We start from the raw sequence: 21,465 nt of genomic DNA on the forward strand, positions 1-21,465 counted from the left end.
GGGCGGGACGAGGCAGGAAGAAGGACATAGCGACGTGGCATCGCTTCTGGGGCAGTTTGTCCGCAAAACCCTATTCATGGCCGTATTGGGCCTCGCAGCCGCTTGCAGCACCCCGGAACCGTCGGGGGCAGCACCCTATGCCGCCGTGGTGATGGATGCGCGCACCGGCGAAATCTTGCACAGCAACAATGGCGATGCGCGGCTGCACCCCGCATCGCTGACCAAGATGCTGACGCTGTATATCGCCTTCGAGGCGATCCAGCGCGGCGAGATCAGCCTTGATACGATGGTCACGGTGTCGAAAAACGCCGCCGCCGAGCCGCCCTCGAAACTGGGGCTGCGCGCAGGGCAAAAGATTGCGCTGCGCCACCTGATCCGGGCGGCGGCGGTGAAATCGGCCAATGACGCGGCCACTGCCATAGGCGAGGCTGTGGCGGGTTCCGAGGCGCAATTCGCGGCGCGGATGAACCGCACTGCCAAGGCCATCGGCATGAAAAGCTCCACTTTCAAGAATGCTCACGGGCTGACCGCCAGCGGCCACCTGTCCACAGCGCGCGACATGACGGTGATGGGGCGGCGGCTGTTCTTCGATTACCCGCAGTATTACAACATCTTCTCGCGCCGCACCGCCGATGCGGGCATCGCCGAGGTGGCCAATACCAACCGCCGTTTCCTTGACAACTACAAGGGCGCTGACGGCATCAAGACCGGCTACACCAATGCGGCGGGCTTCAACCTGACGGCATCGGCGGAACGCGGCAACAAGCGCATCATCGCCACGGTGTTCGGCGGACAATCCACCGCGCACCGCAACGCCAAGATGGCCGAACTGCTGAACCTGGGCTTTGGCGAGGCACCGAACAATGCGCGGGTCAAAAAGCCCGGTGCGCCGGTTTATGACGCGGCAAATGACGTGGTGGCTGCGGCACCCGAAGCGGCACCTGATGCCGCAGGCGGGCGCAGCGCGGGCAAGACCATCCGCGTCGCCGGTGCCGTGACGAAATCGCTGCGGCCCAAGACCCGCCCGGGCCAGGCCGCTGCGGCAGGCGAAGTGGTGCTGGCGATGAAAGACAGCATCGCCGGCGCGGTGGCCGAGGCTGCGGCCCCGGTCGTGGTGGCCGAGGTCACGCCGGAACCCACGCCCGATGCCGCCAGCATCGTGAGCCTGTCGGCAGGCGTGACGTCGCTGCCCGAACCCAAGATCCGGCCGACTGCGCCCGTTGAACGTGTGGCCGCCGTCGCGCCGCAGCCGGCGGTGGTGGTGGCCGAAAAGATGCCGGTGCCCACCGAACCCGAGGTGATCACCCGGCTGTCCACCTCGGGCGGGCGGCATTGGGGCGTGAATGTGGGGCGCTTCCCGTCGCGGTCAGTGGCGGAACGCACGCTGATGAAGATCGCGCTGGCCGAAAATGCCACGCTGAACGACGGGCTGCGCAAGATCGTGCAACGCGGCGGCGGCTATGACGCCAATTTCATGGGTCTGACGCAGGATCAGGCCGATCTGGCCTGCCGCCGGTTGCAGGCCCGCGCCGTGCAGTGCTTTGCCATCGGGCCGTGATCGCCTGATCGGGCCGCTCATCCGCCCTGACGGGCAACTTCGCATTATGCATGCGAAGAATGCCCGTCAGGAAAGGCTGGCCCGGGAAGGATGTGCAGCCGCTCAGGGGGTGCCCTGCCGCCTGCCCCCGCCTTCGACAAAATCCAGCATGCGCGGCAGGCAGGTGCTGCGCAGGTCATAGTTCTGAACGATGGTCTGGCGGGCCGCAGTGCGCAGCGGCAGGAACCGCGCAGGTTCAGCCAGCGCCGCGATCAGGGCCGCAGACCAACCCGGCACATCGAAGAAATCCACCAGCGTGCCATTTACCCCGTCGGTGATCAGTTCCTGCACCGGCGCGGTGCGTGACCCGATGACATGGGCCCCCGCCGACATCGCTTCCAGCATCGACCAGGACAGCACGAAGGGATAGGTCAGATAGGCATGCGCCCGGCTGATCTGCATCAGCGAGGTAAAGACCGCATAAGGCACCTTGCCCAGAAAATGCACACGGCTGAGATCAAGCCGGTCCTGCACCTCGGCCAGATAGATGTCCTTCCAGCTTTTCTTGTCAGGGGCCGCGCGGCCATAGCTGACCTCGTTGCCGCCCACGATCATCACCTGCGCCTGTGGCCGCGCGGCCAGAACCGCAGGCAAGGCGCGCATGAACGTGTGATAGCCCCGGTAGGGTTCGAGATTGCGGTTCACGAAGGTCAGCACCTCGTCGCCCGCGCGCAGCACGCGGCCGTCGGGCAGGGTGACAGCCGCCGCCGGGTTGGGTGCCATGGCTGCGGTATCCACCCCGTCATGGATGACCGAAATCCGCTCGCGCAGCGCGGGCGGATAGGTGCTGGCCTGCCAGCGGGTCGGCGACAGCCCGGCATCAGCATGCAGCATCGCCTGCCCCAGATGGGCCGCCCTGCCCTGTGAGATCATCACCTGATCGAAACTCGGCTGATCAAACTCCGGGTCAAAGCCCACGTCCTGCCCGCGCCCGGAATAGTAGAATTCGGCATAGACCAGCATCCGCGCCTCGGGCCAGACCTCTTTCAGGAACAGCGTCTCGCCCCAGCCGGAATGGCCGAACACCACATCCGGGATATAGCCCTTTTGCCGCAGTTGCATGGTTGCGCGGGCGACGACAACGCCCCGGTCGCTCATCAGGGTAAAGTTGCGGCCCAGACGCGCGACCGCGGGGTCAAGTGTGACCTCCTTGTAGCGGTAGCGCAGGGTCTGCGTGTCGGATTTGCGGGTGTTCACCTCGTCGGTCAGTGCGATGCAATGATGGCCACGCGCCTGCAGCGCCGGGGCCAGATGCAGAAACTGGCCCGGAAAATTCTGATGCACGAACAATATTCTCACGCGACGGCTCCGTCAGACGGCGGGGGGCGCGGCCGGGCCGAATGCGGCGGCCATCAGCGCCCTTGTATAGTCGGATTGCGGGTTGGCGAATAGGGTGGCACTGGGGCCCGCCTCGACCACATCGCCATTTTTCATCACCATCACCCTGTGCGACAGCGCGCGCACCACGCGCAGATCGTGGCTGATGAACAGATAGGCCAGCCCATGTTTGCGCTGCAAGTCGCGCAAGAGGTCAACGATCTGCACCTGCACCGTCATGTCCAGCGCCGATGTCGGCTCGTCCAGCACCACCAGTTTCGGGCGCAGGATCATGGCGCGGGCGATGGCGATGCGCTGCCGCTGCCCGCCGGAAAACTCATGCGGATACCGGGCCATGGCGGCAGGATCGAGGCCCACCTCGGTCATGATTTCGGCCACCATCGTGCGGCGGTCGCGCCCCGGTTCCACACCATGCACGCCCAGCCCTTCGGCGATGATTTCCTCCACCGTCATGCGGGGGGAAAGGCTGCCGAAGGGATCCTGGAACACCACCTGCATGTTGCGGCGCAGGTCGCGCATCTGCCGGTTGCCCCAGCCCTGCACATCCTGCCCCAGAAACACGATCGGCCCCTTGGCCGGGATCAGCCGCAGGATGGCCAACGCCAGCGTGGTCTTGCCTGACCCGCTTTCGCCCACGATACCCAGCGTTTCGCCGGCCCGCACCGTCAGGCTGGCATCATTCACCGCCTTTACATGGTCCACCGTGCGGCGCAAAAGCCCGCGCTGGATGGGGAACCAGACGCGCAGATGGTCGGTGCGGATGATTTCGGGCGCATCGGCGGGCACCGGGTTTGGCCCGCCCTTGGCCTCGGCCGCCAGCAGCTTTTGCGTGTAGGGGTGCTGCGGGTTGGCGAATACCGCCGCCGCTGGCCCCTGTTCCACGATATGCCCGTTCTGCATCACGCAGACCCGGTCGGCGATGCGCCGCACCACGCCAAGATCATGGGTGATGAACAAAAGGCTCAGCCCCTCGCGCGCCTTCAGATCGGCCAGCAGATCGAGGATCTGCGCCTGAATGGTCACGTCCAGCGCGGTGGTGGGTTCATCGGCGATCAGCAGTTCCGGCCCGTTGGCCAGCGCCATGGCGATCATCACCCGCTGGCGCTGCCCGCCCGACAGTTGATGCGGATAGGCGTCAAGGCGGCTTTCGGGGTCACGTATGCCGACCTTGTGCAAAAGGTCCAGAATGCGCGCCCGTGCCGTGTCGCCCTTCAGGCCCTGATGCAGGGCAAGGCTTTCGGCCAGTTGTTTTTCAATGGTGTGCAGCGGGTTGAGGCTGGTCATCGGCTCTTGAAAGATAAAGCTGATGTCGTTGCCACGGACCTTGCGCAAGGCGGGTTCCGCAGCCCCCACCATTTCGGCCCCGTTGTAGCGCACCGATCCCGATACGTCGGCGCTGTCGGGCAGCAGGGCCACGGTGGACAGCGCCGTCACCGATTTGCCCGAACCGGATTCCCCCACCAGAGCAACGGTTTCGCCCTTGCCCACGGTAAAGCTGACACCCTTCACCGCCTCGATCAGCCGCCCGTCCTGCCGGAAGCGGATGGTCAGATCCTTGACCTCCAGCACGGTTTTCGGCGTGGTCACAGGCCCTGTCATCGGAAGGTCTTTCGCGGGTCAAAGGCGTCGCGCACGCCCTCGAATATGAACACCATCAGGCTGAGCATGATGGCAAAGGCAAAGAACGCGGTGAATCCCAGCCACGGCGCCTGCAAGTTCTGCTTGGCCTGCAATGTCAATTCGCCCAGCGAAGGGGCGGATGACGGCAGGCCGAACCCCAGATAATCCAGCGTGGCCAAAGACCCGACGGCCCCGGTGATGATGAAGGGCAGCAGCGTCAGCGTGGCCACCATGGCATTGGGCAGCACATGGCGGAACATGATCACCCGGTCGCTGACGCCCAAGGCCCGCGCCGCCCGCACATACTCAAAATTCCGCGCGCGCAGGAATTCGGCCCGGATCACGCCCACCAGCCCGGTCCAGCCAAACAGCACCGTCAGCCCCACCAGCAGCCAGAAGTTCATCTGCCAGATCGCCGCCACGATGATGATGACATAAAGGCTGGGGGTGGAGCCCCAAAGCTCGATGATCCGCTGGAACACAAGGTCTGTCAGCCCGCCGAAATAGCCCTGCACCGCCCCCGCCGCGATGCCGATCACGGATGTCAGCAAGGTGGTGATCAGCGCGAAGGCCACCGACAGCCGGAACCCATAGATCACCCGCGCCAGCACATCGCGCGACGTGTCATCGGTGCCCAGCCAGTTCTGCGCATCGGGCGCACCCGGGGCCACGCCGCGTTTGTCCACGATGGTGGTGTAGCTGTAGGGGATAGGCGGCCACAGCATCCAGCCTGTTTCAACCGGCTCGCCCCGCACCGTGCCGCCGCGCGCTTCCTCCAGCACGCCCTCGGGGTCATCCCAGCACGCCTCGGACCCCGCCGCCACGATCAGGCATTGCACCTCGGGGTCGCGGTAGCCGGCCTCGGTCTGGAAGTCGCCACCGAACGCGGTTTCCGGGTAGAACCGCGCGATTGGCATGTAATATTCGCCCCTGTATTGCACCAGCAGCGGGCGGTCATTGGCCAGAAGCTCGGCAAACAGCGACAGGCCGAACAGCAGCGCAAACAGCCACAAAGACCAGAAGGCCCGGCGATTCGCCTTGAAATTGCGCCAGCGGCGCTGGTTCAGCGGGGAAAGCGCCATCAGCCGCGCCCCTCGAAATCAATGCGCGGGTCGATCCAGATATACATCAGGTCGGACAATATCCCCATCAAGAGCCCCATCAGACCGAACACGAACAGGGTGCCAAAGATCACCGGGTAATCGCGCGCCACCGCCGCCTCGAACCCCATGCGGCCCAGACCATCCAGCGAGAATATCGTCTCGATGATCAGGCTGCCGCCAAAGAAGATCGACACGAACACCGCCGGAAAGCCCGCGATCACGATCAGCATGGCGTTGCGGAACACATGGCCATAAAGCACCGCGCCCTCGGACAGGCCCTTGGCGCGGGCGGTCATCACATATTGCTTCTTTATCTCGTCCAGAAAGCTGTTCTTGGTCAGCAGGGTCAGCGTGGCGAAACTGGCGATGGTGGATGCGATGACCGGCAGCGTGATGTGCCAAATGTAATCGCCCGCCTTGCCCAAGGGGCTGAGACTGTCGAAATTGTCCGATGTCAGGCCGCGCAGCGGGAACCACTGATAGTAGGATCCCCCGGCAAACAGCACCAGCAGCAGAATGGCGAACAGGAACCCCGGGATGGCATAGGCCACGATGATCACCGCCGATGTCCATGTGTCAAACGATGTGCCGTCGCGCACCGCCTTGCGGATGCCCAGCGGGATCGACACCATGTATGCGATCAGCGTGGACCACAGGCCCAGCGTGATGCTGACCGGCATCTTTTCCAGCACCAGATCCACCACGGTGATCGACCGGAAATAGCTTTCGCCGAAATCGAAGGTCAGATAGCGGCCCATCATGATGAAGAACCGTTCATACCACGGGATCATCTCTTTCACGCATTCGGGCGAGGCGATGCTGGGCGTGCCGGTGAACCCTTCTGCGCAGACGATGCGGGCAAAGCCGAACTGCCGTTCCAGATCGGCGATGAATTCGGGCGGCAAACCGCGCGATCCGATATAGGCCTCGTCGCCGCCCACGCCCTGCTGCCCGCCGCCGCCCGCGTCGCCACCGCCAGCGATGGTTTCAAACACGTCGCCGCCACCCTCCAGCCGGGCCAGAACCTGTTCCACGGGGCCGCCGGGCACGAATTGCGTCAGCGCAAAGTTGATGACCATGATGCCGATCAATGTCGGGATGATCAGCAACAACCGCCTTAAAATATAGGCACCCATCGGGTTCGACTGCCCTTTCTGCTGCCGCGCTGCGGCCTGACCTGAAATGCCCGTGACTTAGCGCAGCACGCCCGCCGCTTTCAAGGCGTCGGCCTTTTCGGGGTTGAACCACCAGAAATCCATCTCGCCCAAAGCATAGGGCGGCAGGGTTTCGGGGTGTTCGAACATGTCGTAATAGGCGACGGTATGGGTGTTCTTGTTCCAGCCCGGCACCCAGAACCGTTCGGCGCGCAACACGCGGTCCATCGCCTTTGTCGCCACGGTCAGCGCATCATTGCTGTCGGCGGCCAGCACCACTTCGGTCATCCGGTCCACCGCCGGGCTTTTCAGCCCCATCATGTTGAAGCTGGACACATCAGCGGTTGCCGACCCGTAGAACTGCTTCAGCTCCGACCCCGAGATATAGCTGGTGCGGGCAAAGCCTGTGGTGATGTCGAAGTCATACTTCGGCGGGCGGGTGCGGTCTTCCATCTGGGCATTGTCCACCCGGGTCATCAGGGCATCAACGCCCAGCGCGCGCAGGTTTTCGACAAAGGGGTTCAGGATGCGGTCAAAGCTTTGGCTGTCGTTCAGAAACTCCACCCGCAGGGTCTGGCCTGCCGCGTTGCGGCGCATGCCGTCGCTGCCCACGGCCCAGCCCGCCTCGTCCAGCAGGGCCGAGGCGCGGCGCAGGTTGCCCCGATCAAGCTGGCGTTCGCCCGACATGGGCGCACCCACGGGTTCATCCGTCAGGATCGACGCGGGCAGCAGCCCCTCATCCACCAAGGATTGCAGCAGGGCGGCCTCTTCGGGCGGGGTCGGGCCCATGGCCTCCAGATAGCTGTTGTCCCAGAACGAATCCACCCGGTCATAGATGCCGTAAAACAGCGTGGCATTTGACCATTCAAAGTTGAACATCAACCCGATCGCCTCGCGCACGCGGGGATCGGCAAATTTCTCGCGCCGCAAGTTGAACAGGAAGCCCTGCCCGGTGGCCTTGCTGCCATTGGGCAATTCCACCTTCAGCACCTGACCGTTCGTCACCGCCGGAAAATCATAGCCGGTGGCCCAGCTGATCGACGACGCCTCGTTGCGGAACGTATAGCTGCCAGCCTTGAACCCCTCAAAGGCCGCGTTGTAGTCGGCGTAGTATTCGATGCGGATCGTGTCGAAATTGCCGGTGCCCTTGCTGATCGGCAGATCGCGGCCCCAGTAATCAGGGTTGCGCTTGTAAACCAGCGTCTGCCCCACATTCATGCGGTCCAGCAGATAGGCGCCGGAGCCCAGAAACGGCTCCAGGCTCGCCTCTTCCAGATCGCGGTTGTTCGCCTCGTAATGCGCCTTTGACAGCACGGGCAGGCCGCCCACCGATTGCGGCAGATCGCGGGTCGGGATGCCGGTCTTGAAGGTGAACTTCACCCGGTGCGGGCCCAGAATCTCGGCCCCCTCCACCTCGGTGGCAAAGACGGTGCGGAAATCGGTCAGGCCCTTGGCAAGGAAGGTTTCATAGGAAAACACCACATCCTCGGCGGTCAGCGGGCTGCCATCGGAAAACCGCGCCTCGGGCCGCAGGTTGAAGATCACCCAACTGCGGTCCTCGGGGTATTCAAGCGTCTCGCACAGCAGGCAATAGCTGGCCCCGATCTCATCCGATGTGCCGGTCAGGATCGGTTCATACATCACCGACGACAACGCGCCCGCCCGGCCCTTGACCGAATAGGGGTTCATCGAATCAAACCCGCCAAAGGCCCATTGGGATATCTCGCCACCCTTGGGCGCGTCGGGGTTCACATAATCCAGATGCGGAAAATCGGCGGGGTATTTCAACTCGCCAAAGGTGGAAATGCCATGCGCCACGATAACCGCAGGATCCTGCGCACGGGCCAGCGTCGCAAAGGTGGCCAGCCCCAGCATCGCCAGACCCGCCAGCATCCAGCCTTTGCCCGCGCTGCGCGGAACTGCCTGAACCTGAACCCTTGCCCTGCCGTGCTTGTGCATTCCGTCAACTCCCCAACCTGTCCGGCTTATGCCGTGTCTTTGCCAAGTTATGCTAAACACCGGCCTTGTCGATGCATCAAGTTGTGAATGCATGCGACCTGCGGTCACAAATGCGAAAGGCCGCCCGGGAAAGGGGCGGCCCTGTGCATTTCGTGGTCTGTGGCAGGCCTGCGCCGATATCACGGCTGCGTGGCAAGCCATGCGATAAGGTTGGCACGCTCTTGCGGGTTGGGCAGGCCAGCAAAGCTCATCTTCGTGCCGGGCGCATAGCCGCGCGGGTTCAGCAGAAACGCGTCCAGCTCTTCGCCTGTCCAGGCCTTGTCAGCCATGCCCGCCAGCACGTCGGAATAGCCAAAGCCGGCCGAAGCCGCGATGGGCCGGTCAACCACGCCGTTCAGATGCGGGCCGGTGCCATCGGTGCCATCCATCTTGTGGCAGGCCCTGCACTTGTTAAACACCGACTCGCCCGCGCCTGCATCGGCCGCTGCCAGCAATTCGGCAAAGGGCACGGCTTCTTCTTCGGGGGCGGCCTCTTCGGCACCGGTGTCGATCACATAGGCCTGTTCCTCGGACCCATGCCCGCCGCCGGTGTGATACAGCGTTTCCGCAGCCCAGGCCCCCAGCAGAAACACCAGCAAAGACCCGCAGGCCGCACCAAGAACCTTTGTTGCAGTCATCGTGTCGAACATGTCGGGTCCACCTCTGGCATCTGTGCTTGCGCGGTTATCTACCCGCTTCCCCCGCCCGGTTTCAAGGTGTAGTAGCGCGACCATTCGCCCCGCCCGGGGCCTTTTTGCAATCGGAGCATGACGATGACCGGTCGGATAGCCTTTCAGGGCGAATTGGGGGCCTATTCGCACCAGGCCTGCCAGCAGGCCCGCCCGGACATGGAACCCGTTCCCAGCACCACTTTCGAGGATGTGGTGGACAAGGTGGCGCGCCGCGAGGTTGATCTGGGCATGCTGGCGGTCGAAAATTCGACCTACGGGCGCGTGGCCGATGTGCACAGCCTGCTGCCCCGGTCAGGTCTGCATATCGTGGACGAGGCCTTTGTGCGCGTGCATGTCAACCTGCTGGGCGTTCCGGGTGCAAAGCTGGCCGATGTGCGCGAGGCGCATGGCCATGTTGTGATCCTGCCGCAATGCGCGGGCTTCCTGCGGACCCATGGCATTGCGGGCAAGGTCAGCTCCGACAACGCCCGCGCGGCGCGCGAAGTGGCCGAGGGTGGCGACCCGTCAAAGGCCGCGCTGGCCAGCGAGCTTGCCGCGTCGATCTACAGCCTTGACGTGCTGGCCCGGCATATCGAGGATCAGGCCAACAACACTACCCGCTTTCTGGTGATGGCGCGCGAGGCCGACCATACGCGGCGCGGCGCGGGCAAGATGGTGACGACCTTCACCTTCCGCGTGCGCAACATCCCGGCGGCGCTTTATAAGGCGATGGGCGGCTTTGCCACCAATGGCGTGAACATGACCAAGCTGGAAAGCTACATGGTGGGCGGGTCGTTCGTCGCCACCGAATTCTATGCCGACATCGAGGGGCATCCCGACGACGCCCCCGTGGCCCGCGCGCTGGACGAACTGCGCTATTTCACCACGCATGTGGAGGTGCTGGGGGTGTATCCGGCGGATCCGGGGCGGGGCTAGGCTGCCCTGAAAGAGCGGCTTTTGCCGCGGCCACCTCAGCCTGGCCCTTGGCAGGCATGAACGGCGATCCGCTGCGCCAGTTCGGGGATAATGCCAGCCGGAATTTCGTGGCCGATGCCGGGCAGAATGACCAGCGTGGCCCCGGCAATGCCACCGGCAATCGCACGGCCATTTTCCGGCGGCAATATCGGGTCAACCTCACCATGAACCACCAGAACCGGGCAGGAGATTTCGCGGAAACGGCCCGCCCAGTCTTGCCTCATGGTCAGCGCGCCGTGGTTGAACATGCTGGCCGGGCTGTCGCTGCGCTCCAGCACCTGTGCAATCCGCGCTCGCGCGCGAACCTCGTCAAACGGGGCCGCGTTGCCTGCACACAGCCTGTCGCTTTCCAGCAGAAACGCCGCTACTGCTTGCGTATCCGACCAATCCAGCGTGCCAAGCGCGCCGAAATGGTCAAGAAACGCCTGCGATATATGGGGCAAAGGTGCCTCGTCCCAGCCAAGCGGCTCTGACGCGATCAGTGTCAGCGTCTGGATACGCGCAGGATGTGTGACCGCGACCATCTGCGCGATGTATCCGCCCAGCGACATGCCAACCAGATGCGCCCGGGCAATCCCATAGCCATCCAGAATGGTAATCACATCATCCGCCATGTCTTCGACGGCATAATCCGCCCCGCCCGGGGCAAAGGTGGTTGATTGCCCGGTGTCACGATGATCGAAACGGATCACGAATAGGCCGCTGTCAGCCAGAGCCGCGCAAAGTTCGTCGGGCCACCCCAGCATCGAGGCTGTCGCCCCCATGACCAGCAGCATGGCCGGATTGCCCGCCTCGCCAAAGGATTGCGTCATCAGGGTGATGCCGTTGCTGGTGATCTGGCGCATCATCGTCATCTCCTCGCAGCGGGGCTGCGATACGCCCCCGCACTACCCCCGCAGACTGCGCTTATACCGATCCTCGATATCCGCCGCGATCAGGGCCACGCGGGATTCGAACCGTTTCGTCACCTTGGCCTTGGCCAGCCGCAGGGATTGCAGGAACAGCCGGGCGGCCAGGGTGCGGGGTTTCACCTCGGTCACGACGGTCACGCGGGTGCGGCGGGGGCCAAGCTCCACCAGGTCCAGATCAAGCGCGCCATCCACCGCCGTGCCCACGCCGGTGAATTCCAGCCTTTGCGGCCGGTCCAGCCGTTTCAGCGTTATCGCCATCTGCCGCCGCTTGCCCCGGAACGAGAAAGCCACCTGCCAGGCCATGCCCGGCCCGGTGCCGCGCGTGGCGTCGCTGCGCACCACCTCGGCCCCGCGGCGCAGGGCGGCGCGTTCCCAGCCGTCGAAATCCGCCAGCGCATCGAAGACAAAGGCCAGCGGCGCCTCGATATCTTCCTTCGCGTTGAGTTTCATGAATTCCCCTGTTCCGGCATGGTGTTGCACAGCATCCCACTGGCGGGACACGTTTCAGTTGTCACCTCAATCCAGCCGATCCGCAAGCCAGTTGGCAATCAGAAAATGCGCAATCGCACCTTTCCTTGCAGGCCTGATGCGCGGATGCTGACCGGCCATCACCGTGACCATCTCTTCGCGCGTCACCCACAGGGCATCTTCCAGTTCCACCGGGTCCAGCGTGATGGCCCGCCCCTGTGCATCACCCTGGCAGCCGATCATCAAGGATGCCGGAAACGGCCAGGGCTGGCTGGCCAGATAGCGCACGTCACCCACCACCACGCCGCTTTCCTCAAACACCTCGCGGCGCACGGCGGCCTCGATCGTCTCGCCCGGTTCCACAAAACCCGCCAGACAGGAATACATGCCCTCGGGCCAGCCGGGCGAACGGCCCAGCAATGCCGCATTGCCCTGCGTCACCAGCATGATTACCACCGGGTCGGTGCGGGGGAAATGCTGGGCACCGCAGGCGGGGCAGCCGCGCTGCCAGCCCGCGTTGCGCATCTGCGACGCAGCACCGCAGGTCGAACAAAAGCCGTGGCTGCGGTGCCATTGCAGCACGGCCTTGGCCATGGCGGCCAGTTCGGCCTCACGCGCGCTCAGCGCCACCATCACGCCGCGCAATTCGGCAAAGCCATGGGCATCGGGCAAGGCCGGGTGACGCTGCACCGAGGGGTCAAAGAACCCGGCATGAACCGCTTCTGCACCCGCCTCGGGCGACCAGTCTGAAACATCGGTGGCAAAGCGGGGCACACCGTCATCCAGCCCCAGAAACACCGCATCGCCGCCCTGCGCCAGCACCGGATGGCCGGGCGGCAGCCAGCCCAGCACATCGGGCCCGGCCAGCAGGGGCTTGCCGCGCCAGATCGGCAACACCTGGCCCGCAGCCCAGAGTTCCGCCATCGCCGCCGCATCGCCGCGCCGCTCTGCCGCGCGGTCCAGCCCCGATCCGCCGAAAGTCACCGTCTCTGCGCCGCGCATCTCTGTCTCCTGCTGCCCCGCCCCTTCTGGCATGCCGCTTGCTGCCGTGCAAACGCGGTCGGGGTGTAAACGCGAGTGGCGCGAAAATGCAACCAATACGGTATATTGCGGAACGATACTATCGCATGCTGGAAACCCGGCCCGCGCCCGCATAGGTTTGCATTGTCAGAACTTTGGCTCGATTTCTTTCACCGGCACGCGCCGGAAAGCCGCATCGGACGCAGGGCGCAGTTGAACGTGACGCAGGAATTTTCATTGCCGGACAGCGCAGGGCAAGTGCATCTGCGCATTCTGGCGACCAGCGATCTGCATGTGCAGGTGTTGCCCTATGACTATTATGCCGACCGCCCCGTAGACACACATGGTCTGGCCCGGACCGCCAGCCTGATTGCAGCGGCACGGGCCGAGGCAGCGAATTGCCTGCTGCTGGACAATGGCGATTTTCTGCAAGGCAACCCAATGGGCGATCTTTACTCCCGGCCTGGCCAACTTGCGCCGGGGCAGGTGCATCCCATCCTCGCCGCGATGAACCTGCTGGGCTATGATGCGGGCACACTGGGCAACCACGAGTTCAACTATGGGCTGGACTTCCTGCAAGGCGTGCTGAAGGGCGCGGGCTATCCACTGGTGTCGGCCAATATCGCACTTGGCGAGAATGACGCCCCTACCCTGCTGCCCCCCTATGTGCTGCTGGACCGGCAGGTTGCCGACGGCGCGGGCGCATCCCACAACCTGCGCATCGGAGTGATCGGCTTTGCACCGCCGCAGATCGTGCAGTGGGATCGCGCCCTGCTTGGCAACCAGTTGACCACAAGCGACATTGTCGAGAGCGCCGTCCGCTGGGTGCCGCAGATGCAGGCGGCGGGCTGCGACGTGATCGTTGCGCTGTCGCATTCCGGCATCGGCGGCTGTCACGCTGTGGCGGGGATGGAGAACGCCTCGACGGCACTGGCGGCCCTGCCGGGCATTGATGCGGTGGTGGCGGGCCACAGCCATCTGGTGTTTCCGGGGCCGGGCTTTGCCGGCCTGCCCGGCGTCGATCCGGTGGCGGGGCGCCTGTGCGGCAAGCCTGCGGTGATGCCGGGGTTCTGGGGGTCGCATCTGGGGGTGATCGACCTTGCCTTGCAGCGCGCCGGGGGGCGCTGGCAGGTGCAGGCGGGCCGCGCCACCACGCGCGCCATCTGGCAGCGCGGGGCCGACGGGCTGCCCCATGCCCAGAGCGATACCGATGCGGCGGTGGCCAGCGCGATGGCGGGCTATCATGCCGAGACACTGGCCTATGCCCGCAGCCCCGTTGGCCGCGCCAGCGCGCCGCTGAACAGCTTTTTTGCGCTGGTCACGCCGTCGCCCGCCGTGGCTGTGGTGGCCGAGGCGCAGGCCCGGCATGCGGCGGCCTGGCTGGCCGACATGCCCGAGGCGGGCTTGCCGCTGCTGTCGGCCGTGGCCCCGTTCAAGACCGGCGGGCGCGGCGGGCCGGAAAACTATACCGATGTGCCAGCGGGTGACATGGCCTTGCGCCACGCCGCAGATCTGTACATCTATCCCAACACCGTGGCCGTTCTGCGCCTGACCGGGGCCGAGGTGGCCGAATGGCTGGAGCGCGCGGCGGGCATCTTTCACCGCATCACGCCGGGCCTGCCGGACCAGCCGCTGATCGATCCTGATTTCCCCAGCTACAACTTCGATCTGATCCACGGGCTGTCCTTCACCATCGATCTGGCGCAGCCCGCGCGTTACCACCACGACGGGCGGCTGGCAGACCCTGCGGCGCAGCGCATCACCGGGCTGGCGTTCGGCGACGGGCCGGTGGATCCCTGCGCATCGTTCATTGTCGCCTCGAACAGCTACCGCGCAGCGGGCAGCGGCGGTTTTGCGGCACGCCCCGCCCTGCTGACCGGCACGACCAGCATCCGCGATACGCTGCTGGCCCATATCGCCGCGACAAATCCGCTGCCGCCGCCCGCCCCGCCCTTCTGGCGCTTTGCCCCGATGCCCGGCACCTCGGTGACATTCGACACCGCCCCTGCCGCGCGTGCCATGCTGGGCGATGTGCCGCATCTGGCGCTGACCGCGCTGGGTGACACCGCTGACGGGTTTGTGCGCTTTCGTCTGGCGCTGTGATCGGGTAAAGCCGCGCCGAACAGCAGCAAAGGGCAAACCATGTTCGACGCGGTGATCTTCGATCTGGACGGCACGCTTGTTGATACCGAAAGCCTGGCCCATGCGGCGGGCATGGCGGCCTTTGCAGCCCTTGGCGCGCCCGTTGACGAGGCGTTTCTGCACGGCATGGTGGGCAAGGACAACCCGACCGCCAACCGGCTGATCCGCGCGCGATTCCCCGATCTTGACATGGTGGCGCTGGATCAGCTGTGGTCGGCAGGCTATGACGCGCGGGCGGGGGGCGGCCTGCCGCTGCGCCCCGGCGCGGCAGAGCTTCTGGGCCGCATCACCCTGCCCAAGGCGCTGTGCACCTCCAGCCACCGGGCGTCGGCGGCGCATAAACTGGCCGTGACTGGGCTGGCGCATCACTTTGCGCATGTGGTGGTGCTGGAGGATGTGACCCGCCCCAAACCCGCGCCCGAACCCTATCTGTTGACGGCGGAACGGCTGGGCGTGGCCCCCGCCCGCTGTCTGGTGTTCGAGGACAGCGACACCGGCACCGAAGCCGCCCGTGCCGCCGGCATGGTGGTGGTGCAGGTGCCCGACGTGGGCCATGTGGGCGGGCAACACGCCAGCTATCTGGCACGCGACCTGCTGGCGGGTGCGCGGGCGGCGGGGTTGCGGTTGGCCTGACCGGCGACGTGCCAGCGCCGGTTTACAGCGCGATCACCCGGCGCGGGGCCAGCAGGAACGGGGCGACGATGCCGCAGGTGTCGGCCAGAGGCAGCAGGCTGTCGGGCACATCCAGCCCGATCACATCGCGCATGAACCCGGCCCGGGCTGCACAGCGCGCCGCCACCGCCGGGAACCGCGCCACAAGATCAGCCCGCAATTCAGCATCGGCGATGGCATAACCATCTTCCATCCGGGTCGATCCATAAACGGGGTGCGCCGGGATCACATCGCATTGCATCGCCATGCCCGTCCGTAGCGGCAGGTCAGACCCCGGATAGATCGGCGAGGACACCCATTCATCCAGCCCGATCAGATGCCCGGGGTTCAGCGTGACGTTGAAGCCGTCCAGCGGCAGCCGTTCGCGCATCCGCGCCCAGACCGCACCGCCCGCCACACCGGGCCGCATCAGGCCGAACCAGTCCGACAGCGCCGCCACATAGGGGCCCGCAAACGCCCCCAGATAATCGCGCGCGGCGGCGGGCAGGTCGGCCTCGGTTTCCGCCAGCCAGCCCGCACGGCAGATGTTCGCGCCCCAGTGGCAGATGTTGAAGGAAATGGCATTGCCCCGCCGCAGCACCTCACCCGTCGGGCCCGACAACCCCTGTTCGGCACGCGCGCCGGTGGCAAAGGTGGGATGGCAGCCCAGCGGCAGCCCGCCCACCTGCGCCGCGCGATAGGCATCAAAATCGACCATCCCGTCACGAAACGCAAAGACCATGCGCCGCAGCGCCGTGGCCGCCATGTGGTTGGCAAATTCCAGCCGGGCAATCTCATCGGCATCGACGGTGCAGCGCAGCCCGTGGCCGGGGTGCATCAGCAGGTCTGTGGCGTTTTCCACCCGGCTTGCGATGCGGCGCAGCGGATCGGCCAGAAAGGCGGGAATATCCACCGCCTCATCCGCCGCAACCTCTTCTGGGCCAAACATCTTCCACCCCACGGCCCCCATCGCGCAGCCCGCTGGCACCGCCCCGGTCAGCCAGTCGCCCAGCCGCCGCCCCTCGCGCGGTTGCGAGGGCAGCGACAGGGTGGCGCAATGGCCCACCGCAATGTCACCCGCCGCCACCAGCGGCGAGACGCCAGTGTAGGGCAGGCATTCATTGCCCGCCAGCAGCAGCGCGGCGGCGGGGGTGACGATCAGCACCGCCTCTTCGAAGCGCGGGTCAAAGCCGGTGATCCAGTGCAGGTTGGCCGCATGTTCCCGGTCGCCATAAACCACCAGACAGTCCAGCCCACGCCCAGCCATCGCCGCCCGCAACGCCGCCATCCGGCCCCGCATCGCGGCCAGATCAGGCTGCGCGGGCACCGCGGGCGTGCCGAAATCCGGCCAGTCAATCTCGATCAGTCGCGCCATGAACACCCCCCGCGTTTGCCGCAGGTTAGGCGATGACACCCCGCAGGGCCAAGACATTCCGCAGAACAGCCCCGCTTGCGAATCCCCGCCACCGCCCCTATATGACAGGGTGAGAGGTTGGCGCGGGCAGGTGCCTCGCCAACCCGGTCAGGTCCGGAAGGAAGCAGCCGTAACGAGCCCCACTTGGGTCGTTGTCAGCCTCTCACCCCAATTCCCCGGTCATGCCAGCACATTCAGCGCCCTTGGCGTTTCAGACCGATATGGGTAAGATAGGCTTGCGGCCCGGCATTCTCACCCCCGCAATCGCCCTCAAAACCGCCGCCGTGCCCGCAGGGCCGCGCCGATGGTGCCGTCATCCAGATAATCCAGTTCGCCGCCCACCGGCACGCCCTGCGCCAGCGAGGTGATGGCAACGCCCGCGCCTTCCAGCACCTCGGCGATGTAATGCGCTGTGGTCTGGCCATCGACCGTGGCGTTCAGCGCAAGGATCACCTCGCTGATGCCTTCGTCAGCCACGCGTTCCACCAGCAGCGGAATGCGCAGCTCCGCCGGGCCCACGGCATCCAGCGCAGAAAGCGTGCCGCCCAGCACGTGATAGCGGCCCTTGAACGCGCCGCCACGCTCCATCGCCCACAGGTCGGCCACATTTTCCACCACGCAGACCTCGCCCGTTGCGCGGCGCTCATCCCGGCAGATCGCGCACAGATCGGCGTCACCGATGTTGCCGCAACGCAGGCAATCGCGGGCAGTCAGTGCCACTTCGGCCATGACCTGCGCCAAGGGGGCCATCACCGCGCCGCGCTTTTTCAGCATCAGCAGCACCGCGCGGCGGGCCGAACGGGGGCCAAGCCCCGGCAGCCGCGCCATCAGGTCGATCAGCTGTTCGATGCGCTGCGGGGCGTCGGCCATCAGAACGGCAGCTTCATGCCCGGCGGCAGGCCCAGCCCCTCGGTCAGCTTGCCCATTTCCTGCTGGTGGCGGGCGGCGGCCTTGGTCTGCGCATCGCGGATCGCGGCCAGGATCAGGTCTTCGACCACCTCTTTTTCTGACGCGACAAGGATCGACGGATCAATATCAAGTCCGGTCAATTCGCCCGTCGCCATGGCCCGCGCCTTCACCAGCCCTGCCCCGGATTCGCCCACCACGACGATATTGGCCATGTCCTGCTGCACCTGGGCCATCTTTTCCTGCAACCCCTGCGCGGCCTTCATCATCTTGGCCATGTCGCCAAGCCCGCCCAAACCTTTCAGCATCGTGTTCCTTTCTCAATCATCCTCGAAGGGATCCCATTCATCATCCACCTCGGGCAGCGCCTCGATGGCGGCGGCGGCCGATGGCGTGCGGATTTCGGTGATTTTCGCGCCGGGAAAGGCGGCCAGCACCGCCTGCACCAGCGGGTTTTCCATTGCCCCGGCCTTGGCCGCGTGATCCGCCGCACCGCGGGTTTCCGCCAGCGTGGCCGCGCCGCCTGTCGAGACGATGGACACGCCCCATGCTGTGCCTGTCCAGCCCTGAAGCCGCTGTTTCAGGCGGGCGGCCAGGTCTTTCGGGGCGTCGGGTGTCGGCTGAAACTCGATCCGGCCGGGGGAATAGCGGGCAAGGCGCAGGCAGTTTTCCACCTCGACCAGCAGGGTCATGTCGCGCCTGTCGCGGATCAGCCCGATCACGCTGTCGAAACTGGCATAGCTGGTCAGCGCGCCCTCGGCCAACGCCAGCGCGGTGGCCCCGCCCCCCGTGACCGGGCCGCGCGCCATGGCAGGCGGGGCCTGCAAGCGCGTGGCCGGGGCCGATGTCATGCCGCCGCCGCCGGCCGGTGCCCCGCCCGTGGGCGCGGGCAGCGATTGCAGCTTGCGGATAAGGGTTTCGGGGTCGGGCAGGTCGGCCACATGGGTCAGCCGGATCACGGCCATTTCGGCGGCCATCATCGCATTGGGTGCAAGCGCCACTTCTTCCAGCGATTTCAAAAGCATCTGCCACATGCGCGTCAGCACCCGCATGGGCAGGCGCGCGGCCATCAACAGCCCGCGTTCGCGTTCATCCGGCGGGGTCGTGGGGTCTTCCGCCGCCTCGGGGGTGATCTTGATGACGGAAATCCAATGGGTGATTTCGGCCAGATCGCGCAGCACGGCCATCGGGTCGACGCCATCGGCATATTGGCCCGAGAGTTCCCCCAGCGCCCCGGCCGCATCGCCCTTCATGATCAGGTCAAAGAGGTCAAGCACCCGGCCACGGTCGGCCAGCCCCAGCATGGCGCGCACCTGTTCGGCGGTGGTTTCGCCCGCGCCGTTGGAAATCGCCTGATCCAAGAGGCTGGTCGCATCGCGGGCCGACCCTTCGGCGGCGCGGGTGATCATGGCCAGCGCGCCGTCGGTGATCTGGGCACCCTCGCCCGTGGCGATCTTGCGCAACAGGGCCAGCATGACCTCTGGCTCGATCCGTTTCAGGTCGAACCGCTGGCAGCGTGACAGCACAGTCACCGGCACCTTGCGGATCTCGGTGGTGGCAAAGATGAATTTCACATGGGCGGGCGGTTCTTCCAGCGTCTTGAGCAGCGCGTTGAACGCGTTGGTCGAGAGCATGTGAACTTCGTCGATGATGTAGATCTTGTAGCGGGCCGAGGCCGCGCGATAGTGAACGGAATCAATGATTTCGCGGATGTCGCCCACCCCGGTGCGACTGGCCGCGTCCATTTCCATCACATCCACATGCCGGCCTTCCGCGATGGCGCGGCAGGGGTCGCACTGGCCGCAAGGGTCGGTCGTGGGGCCGCCGGTGCCATCCGGGCCGATGCAGTTCAGCCCCTTGGCGATGATGCGCGCCGTGGTGGTCTTGCCGGTGCCGCGGATGCCGGTCATCACGAAGGCATGGGCGATGCGATCCGCCGCGAAGGCGTTTTTCAGGGTGCGCACCATCGCCTCTTGCCCCACCAGATCGGCGAAGGTTTCGGGCCGGTATTTGCGGGCCAGAACGCGGTAGGCTTGGTGGTCTGACATGGGGCCTCATGCGCGTGCCGGGATTCGTGCGGTGCCAAGAGTAGGCCGGGCGCGCGGCCGCGTCCACCCGTGCGGACCGCCAGACAGGGCTTTGAAAGCCCTGCACAGGGCATGCACGGGCGATGCACGGGCCATGCAGATGATCCGTGGCCCCCGCGCTGGCCGGAAAGACCTTGCCCCGACCGCGCGCGACCGGCGCAGGCGGCCTGCGTGATGCTGTGCGCTAGCGGGTTTTCATGGTAATCTGCGAAAAAACATGTGGAGGGACGCCATGCCATCACTGAGCCTTTTGCTGGGCACGACCAAGGGTGCCTTTATCGTTTCGGGCGGAGCGGACCGGCTGGGCTGGGCGGTCAGCGGGCCGTTCTGCGATGGCTGGCCGATCAACCATGTGATCGGCGATCCGGCCAGCGGCATGCTGTGGGCCGGGGGTGGGGGTGACTGGCACGGGGCGGGGGTCTGGCGGTCGGCGGATGGCGGCGCGACATGGCAGGTGACGCGGCTGAGCCCCGGCAAGATGGATGAATGGGCGGCCAATGACCCGGGCTTTGCCGCGATGATCGGCTGGACGGCGGAAGCCCTGCCCTTTGCCGACATATCGCAGGTCTGGTCCTTGGCGCTGGTGGAGGGCACGCTTTACGCGGGCACCAAACCGGCGGGGCTGCTGGCCAGCCGGGACGGCGGCCAAACCTGGGAAAGGGTCGAGGGGCTGACCAACCACCCGTCGGCCCCCAACTGGGATGGCGGGGCGGCGGGGCTGGTGCTGCATACGATCGTGGCCGATCCGGCGAATGCGCAGAAGATCTGGGTAGGGATTTCGGCGGCCGGCGTCTTTGCCACCGAGGATGGCGGCGCGACATGGGAACGCCGCAACCGCCTGTCGAATGCCGAGGCCTGCGCCGGGCATGACCACCCCGCCGGGCCGCGTGACGGCGAGACCGGGCATTGCGTGCACAACATGATGCGCGCACCGGGGCCGGAGGATGTGCTTTATCAGCAGAACCACCACGGGGTCTGGCGGTCGGCGGATGGCGGGCGCAGTTGGGATGACATCACGCCGGGCCTGCCCTCGACCTTCGGCTTTCCGATAAGGGTGCATCCGCGCGACCCGCAGCGGCTGTGGGTGCTGCCGCTGAATGGTGACAGCGTGGGCCGCTTTCCGCCCGATGCGGCGGCGGCGGTGTGGCGGTCCAGCGATGGCGGGGCGAGTTGGGAGGCGATGCGCAACGGGCTGCCGCAGGTGGGCTGTTTCTTTACCGTGCTGCGGCAGGCCATGGCGGGCGACGCGCGCGATCCGGCGGGGGTGTATTTCGGCACCAACAGCGGGTCGGTGTTCGGCAGTTTCGATGAGGGCGAGGAATGGCACGAGATCGCCCGGCATCTGCCGACGGTGCTGGCGGTCGAGGTGGTGGACCGGGGGTAGGCGCCAATGAAAAGGCCCCGGTTTCC

At 65.8% G+C, this 21,465-nt stretch carries 18 protein-coding genes and 1 other RNA gene; 6 read left to right on the plus strand and 13 right to left on the minus strand.

All coding sequences use genetic code 11. The annotated features are described in order from the left end of the window. Positions 1 to 34 precede the first annotated feature (34 nt). A complete protein-coding gene (locus GEU84_RS09975; RefSeq protein WP_420899279.1) occupies positions 35 to 1,558 on the plus strand; it encodes a D-alanyl-D-alanine carboxypeptidase family protein in 1,524 nt (507 codons plus the stop codon). A gap of 102 nt (positions 1,559 to 1,660) precedes the next feature. On the opposite strand, the gene GEU84_RS09980 is transcribed toward GEU84_RS09975, so the two are convergent. From GEU84_RS09980 to GEU84_RS10005, 6 genes are all read right to left on the minus strand, one after another. Continuing rightward, complete coding sequence (locus GEU84_RS09980; protein ID WP_174539756.1) at positions 1,661 to 2,896, minus strand: glycosyltransferase; 1,236 nt, start codon at positions 2,894 to 2,896, stop codon at positions 1,661 to 1,663. Between the two features lie 12 nt (positions 2,897 to 2,908). Then, a complete protein-coding gene (locus tag GEU84_RS09985; RefSeq protein ID WP_152826008.1) occupies positions 2,909 to 4,534 on the minus strand; it encodes an ABC transporter ATP-binding protein in 1,626 nt (541 codons plus the stop codon). Further along, the gene (locus tag GEU84_RS09990; RefSeq protein ID WP_152826010.1) at positions 4,531 to 5,637 is read right to left on the minus strand and encodes an ABC transporter permease; all 1,107 of its coding nucleotides are present in this window, start codon (positions 5,635 to 5,637) and stop codon (positions 4,531 to 4,533) included. The genes GEU84_RS09985 and GEU84_RS09990 overlap by 4 nt, the downstream gene beginning before the upstream one ends. Next, entirely contained in the window at positions 5,637 to 6,794 is a 1,158-nt protein-coding gene (locus GEU84_RS09995) for a microcin C ABC transporter permease YejB (protein ID WP_152826011.1), read from the minus strand. The genes GEU84_RS09990 and GEU84_RS09995 overlap by 1 nt, the downstream gene beginning before the upstream one ends. A gap of 57 nt (positions 6,795 to 6,851) precedes the next feature. After that, complete coding sequence (locus GEU84_RS10000; protein ID WP_152826014.1) at positions 6,852 to 8,771, minus strand: extracellular solute-binding protein; 1,920 nt, start codon at positions 8,769 to 8,771, stop codon at positions 6,852 to 6,854. A gap of 179 nt (positions 8,772 to 8,950) precedes the next feature. Further along, on the minus strand, positions 8,951 to 9,460 hold the full coding sequence (locus tag GEU84_RS10005) for a c-type cytochrome (protein WP_152826016.1): 510 nt from the start codon (positions 9,458 to 9,460) through the stop codon (positions 8,951 to 8,953). A 123-nt stretch (positions 9,461 to 9,583) separates the two neighbouring features. On the opposite strand from GEU84_RS10005, the gene GEU84_RS10010 reads away from it, so the two are divergent. Next, entirely contained in the window at positions 9,584 to 10,417 is an 834-nt protein-coding gene (locus tag GEU84_RS10010) for a prephenate dehydratase (RefSeq protein WP_152826434.1), read from the plus strand. A gap of 35 nt (positions 10,418 to 10,452) precedes the next feature. Here GEU84_RS10010 and GEU84_RS10015 read toward each other — a convergent pair whose 3' ends face one another. From GEU84_RS10015 to nudC, 3 genes are all read right to left on the minus strand, one after another. Continuing rightward, the gene (locus GEU84_RS10015; RefSeq protein WP_152826018.1) at positions 10,453 to 11,304 is read right to left on the minus strand and encodes an alpha/beta fold hydrolase; all 852 of its coding nucleotides are present in this window, start codon (positions 11,302 to 11,304) and stop codon (positions 10,453 to 10,455) included. Positions 11,305 to 11,343: 39 nt separating this feature from the next. Continuing rightward, on the minus strand, positions 11,344 to 11,817 hold the full coding sequence (locus tag GEU84_RS10020) for an SRPBCC family protein (protein WP_152826020.1): 474 nt from the start codon (positions 11,815 to 11,817) through the stop codon (positions 11,344 to 11,346). A 66-nt stretch (positions 11,818 to 11,883) separates the two neighbouring features. Next, complete coding sequence (nudC, locus tag GEU84_RS10025) at positions 11,884 to 12,837, minus strand: NAD(+) diphosphatase (protein WP_152826021.1); 954 nt, start codon at positions 12,835 to 12,837, stop codon at positions 11,884 to 11,886. 162 nt (positions 12,838 to 12,999) lie between these two features. Between nudC and GEU84_RS10030 the strand changes: the two genes are divergently transcribed. Next, positions 13,000 to 14,958 (plus strand): bifunctional 2',3'-cyclic-nucleotide 2'-phosphodiesterase/3'-nucleotidase, encoded by a 1,959-nt coding sequence (locus GEU84_RS10030; RefSeq protein ID WP_241427642.1) that lies wholly within the window; start codon positions 13,000 to 13,002, stop codon positions 14,956 to 14,958. A 39-nt stretch (positions 14,959 to 14,997) separates the two neighbouring features. After that, positions 14,998 to 15,630, plus strand: a complete 633-nt coding sequence (locus GEU84_RS10035) for an HAD family hydrolase (RefSeq protein ID WP_152826023.1) — start codon at positions 14,998 to 15,000, stop codon at positions 15,628 to 15,630. A gap of 22 nt (positions 15,631 to 15,652) precedes the next feature. Here GEU84_RS10035 and GEU84_RS10040 read toward each other — a convergent pair whose 3' ends face one another. Beyond that, complete coding sequence (locus GEU84_RS10040; RefSeq protein WP_174539757.1) at positions 15,653 to 17,023, minus strand: aminopeptidase P family N-terminal domain-containing protein; 1,371 nt, start codon at positions 17,021 to 17,023, stop codon at positions 15,653 to 15,655. A gap of 110 nt (positions 17,024 to 17,133) precedes the next feature. Here GEU84_RS10040 and ffs point away from each other — a divergent pair. Further along, positions 17,134 to 17,231: signal recognition particle sRNA small type (gene ffs, locus GEU84_RS10045), an RNA gene on the plus strand. 101 nt (positions 17,232 to 17,332) lie between these two features. Here the strand turns inward: ffs and recR are convergent. The 3 genes from recR to GEU84_RS10060 are packed head-to-tail and all read right to left on the minus strand — an operon-like array spanning position 17,333 to position 20,016. Beyond that, positions 17,333 to 17,932 (minus strand): recombination mediator RecR, encoded by a 600-nt coding sequence (gene recR, locus GEU84_RS10050; RefSeq protein WP_152826027.1) that lies wholly within the window; start codon positions 17,930 to 17,932, stop codon positions 17,333 to 17,335. Continuing rightward, complete coding sequence (locus GEU84_RS10055; protein WP_152826029.1) at positions 17,932 to 18,276, minus strand: YbaB/EbfC family nucleoid-associated protein; 345 nt, start codon at positions 18,274 to 18,276, stop codon at positions 17,932 to 17,934. Before GEU84_RS10055 ends, recR begins: the two co-directional genes overlap by 1 nt. A gap of 12 nt (positions 18,277 to 18,288) precedes the next feature. Then, the gene (locus GEU84_RS10060) at positions 18,289 to 20,016 is read right to left on the minus strand and encodes a DNA polymerase III subunit gamma/tau (protein WP_152826031.1); all 1,728 of its coding nucleotides are present in this window, start codon (positions 20,014 to 20,016) and stop codon (positions 18,289 to 18,291) included. A gap of 271 nt (positions 20,017 to 20,287) precedes the next feature. Between GEU84_RS10060 and GEU84_RS10065 the strand changes: the two genes are divergently transcribed. Beyond that, positions 20,288 to 21,439, plus strand: coding sequence for a WD40/YVTN/BNR-like repeat-containing protein (locus GEU84_RS10065; protein ID WP_152826033.1), 1,152 nt, complete (start codon positions 20,288 to 20,290; stop codon positions 21,437 to 21,439). The last annotated feature ends 26 nt before the right edge of the window (positions 21,440 to 21,465 follow it).

This window comes from Fertoeibacter niger, assembly GCF_009380135.2.
GTDB classification, from domain to species: Bacteria; Pseudomonadota; Alphaproteobacteria; order Rhodobacterales; family Rhodobacteraceae; genus Fertoeibacter; species Fertoeibacter niger.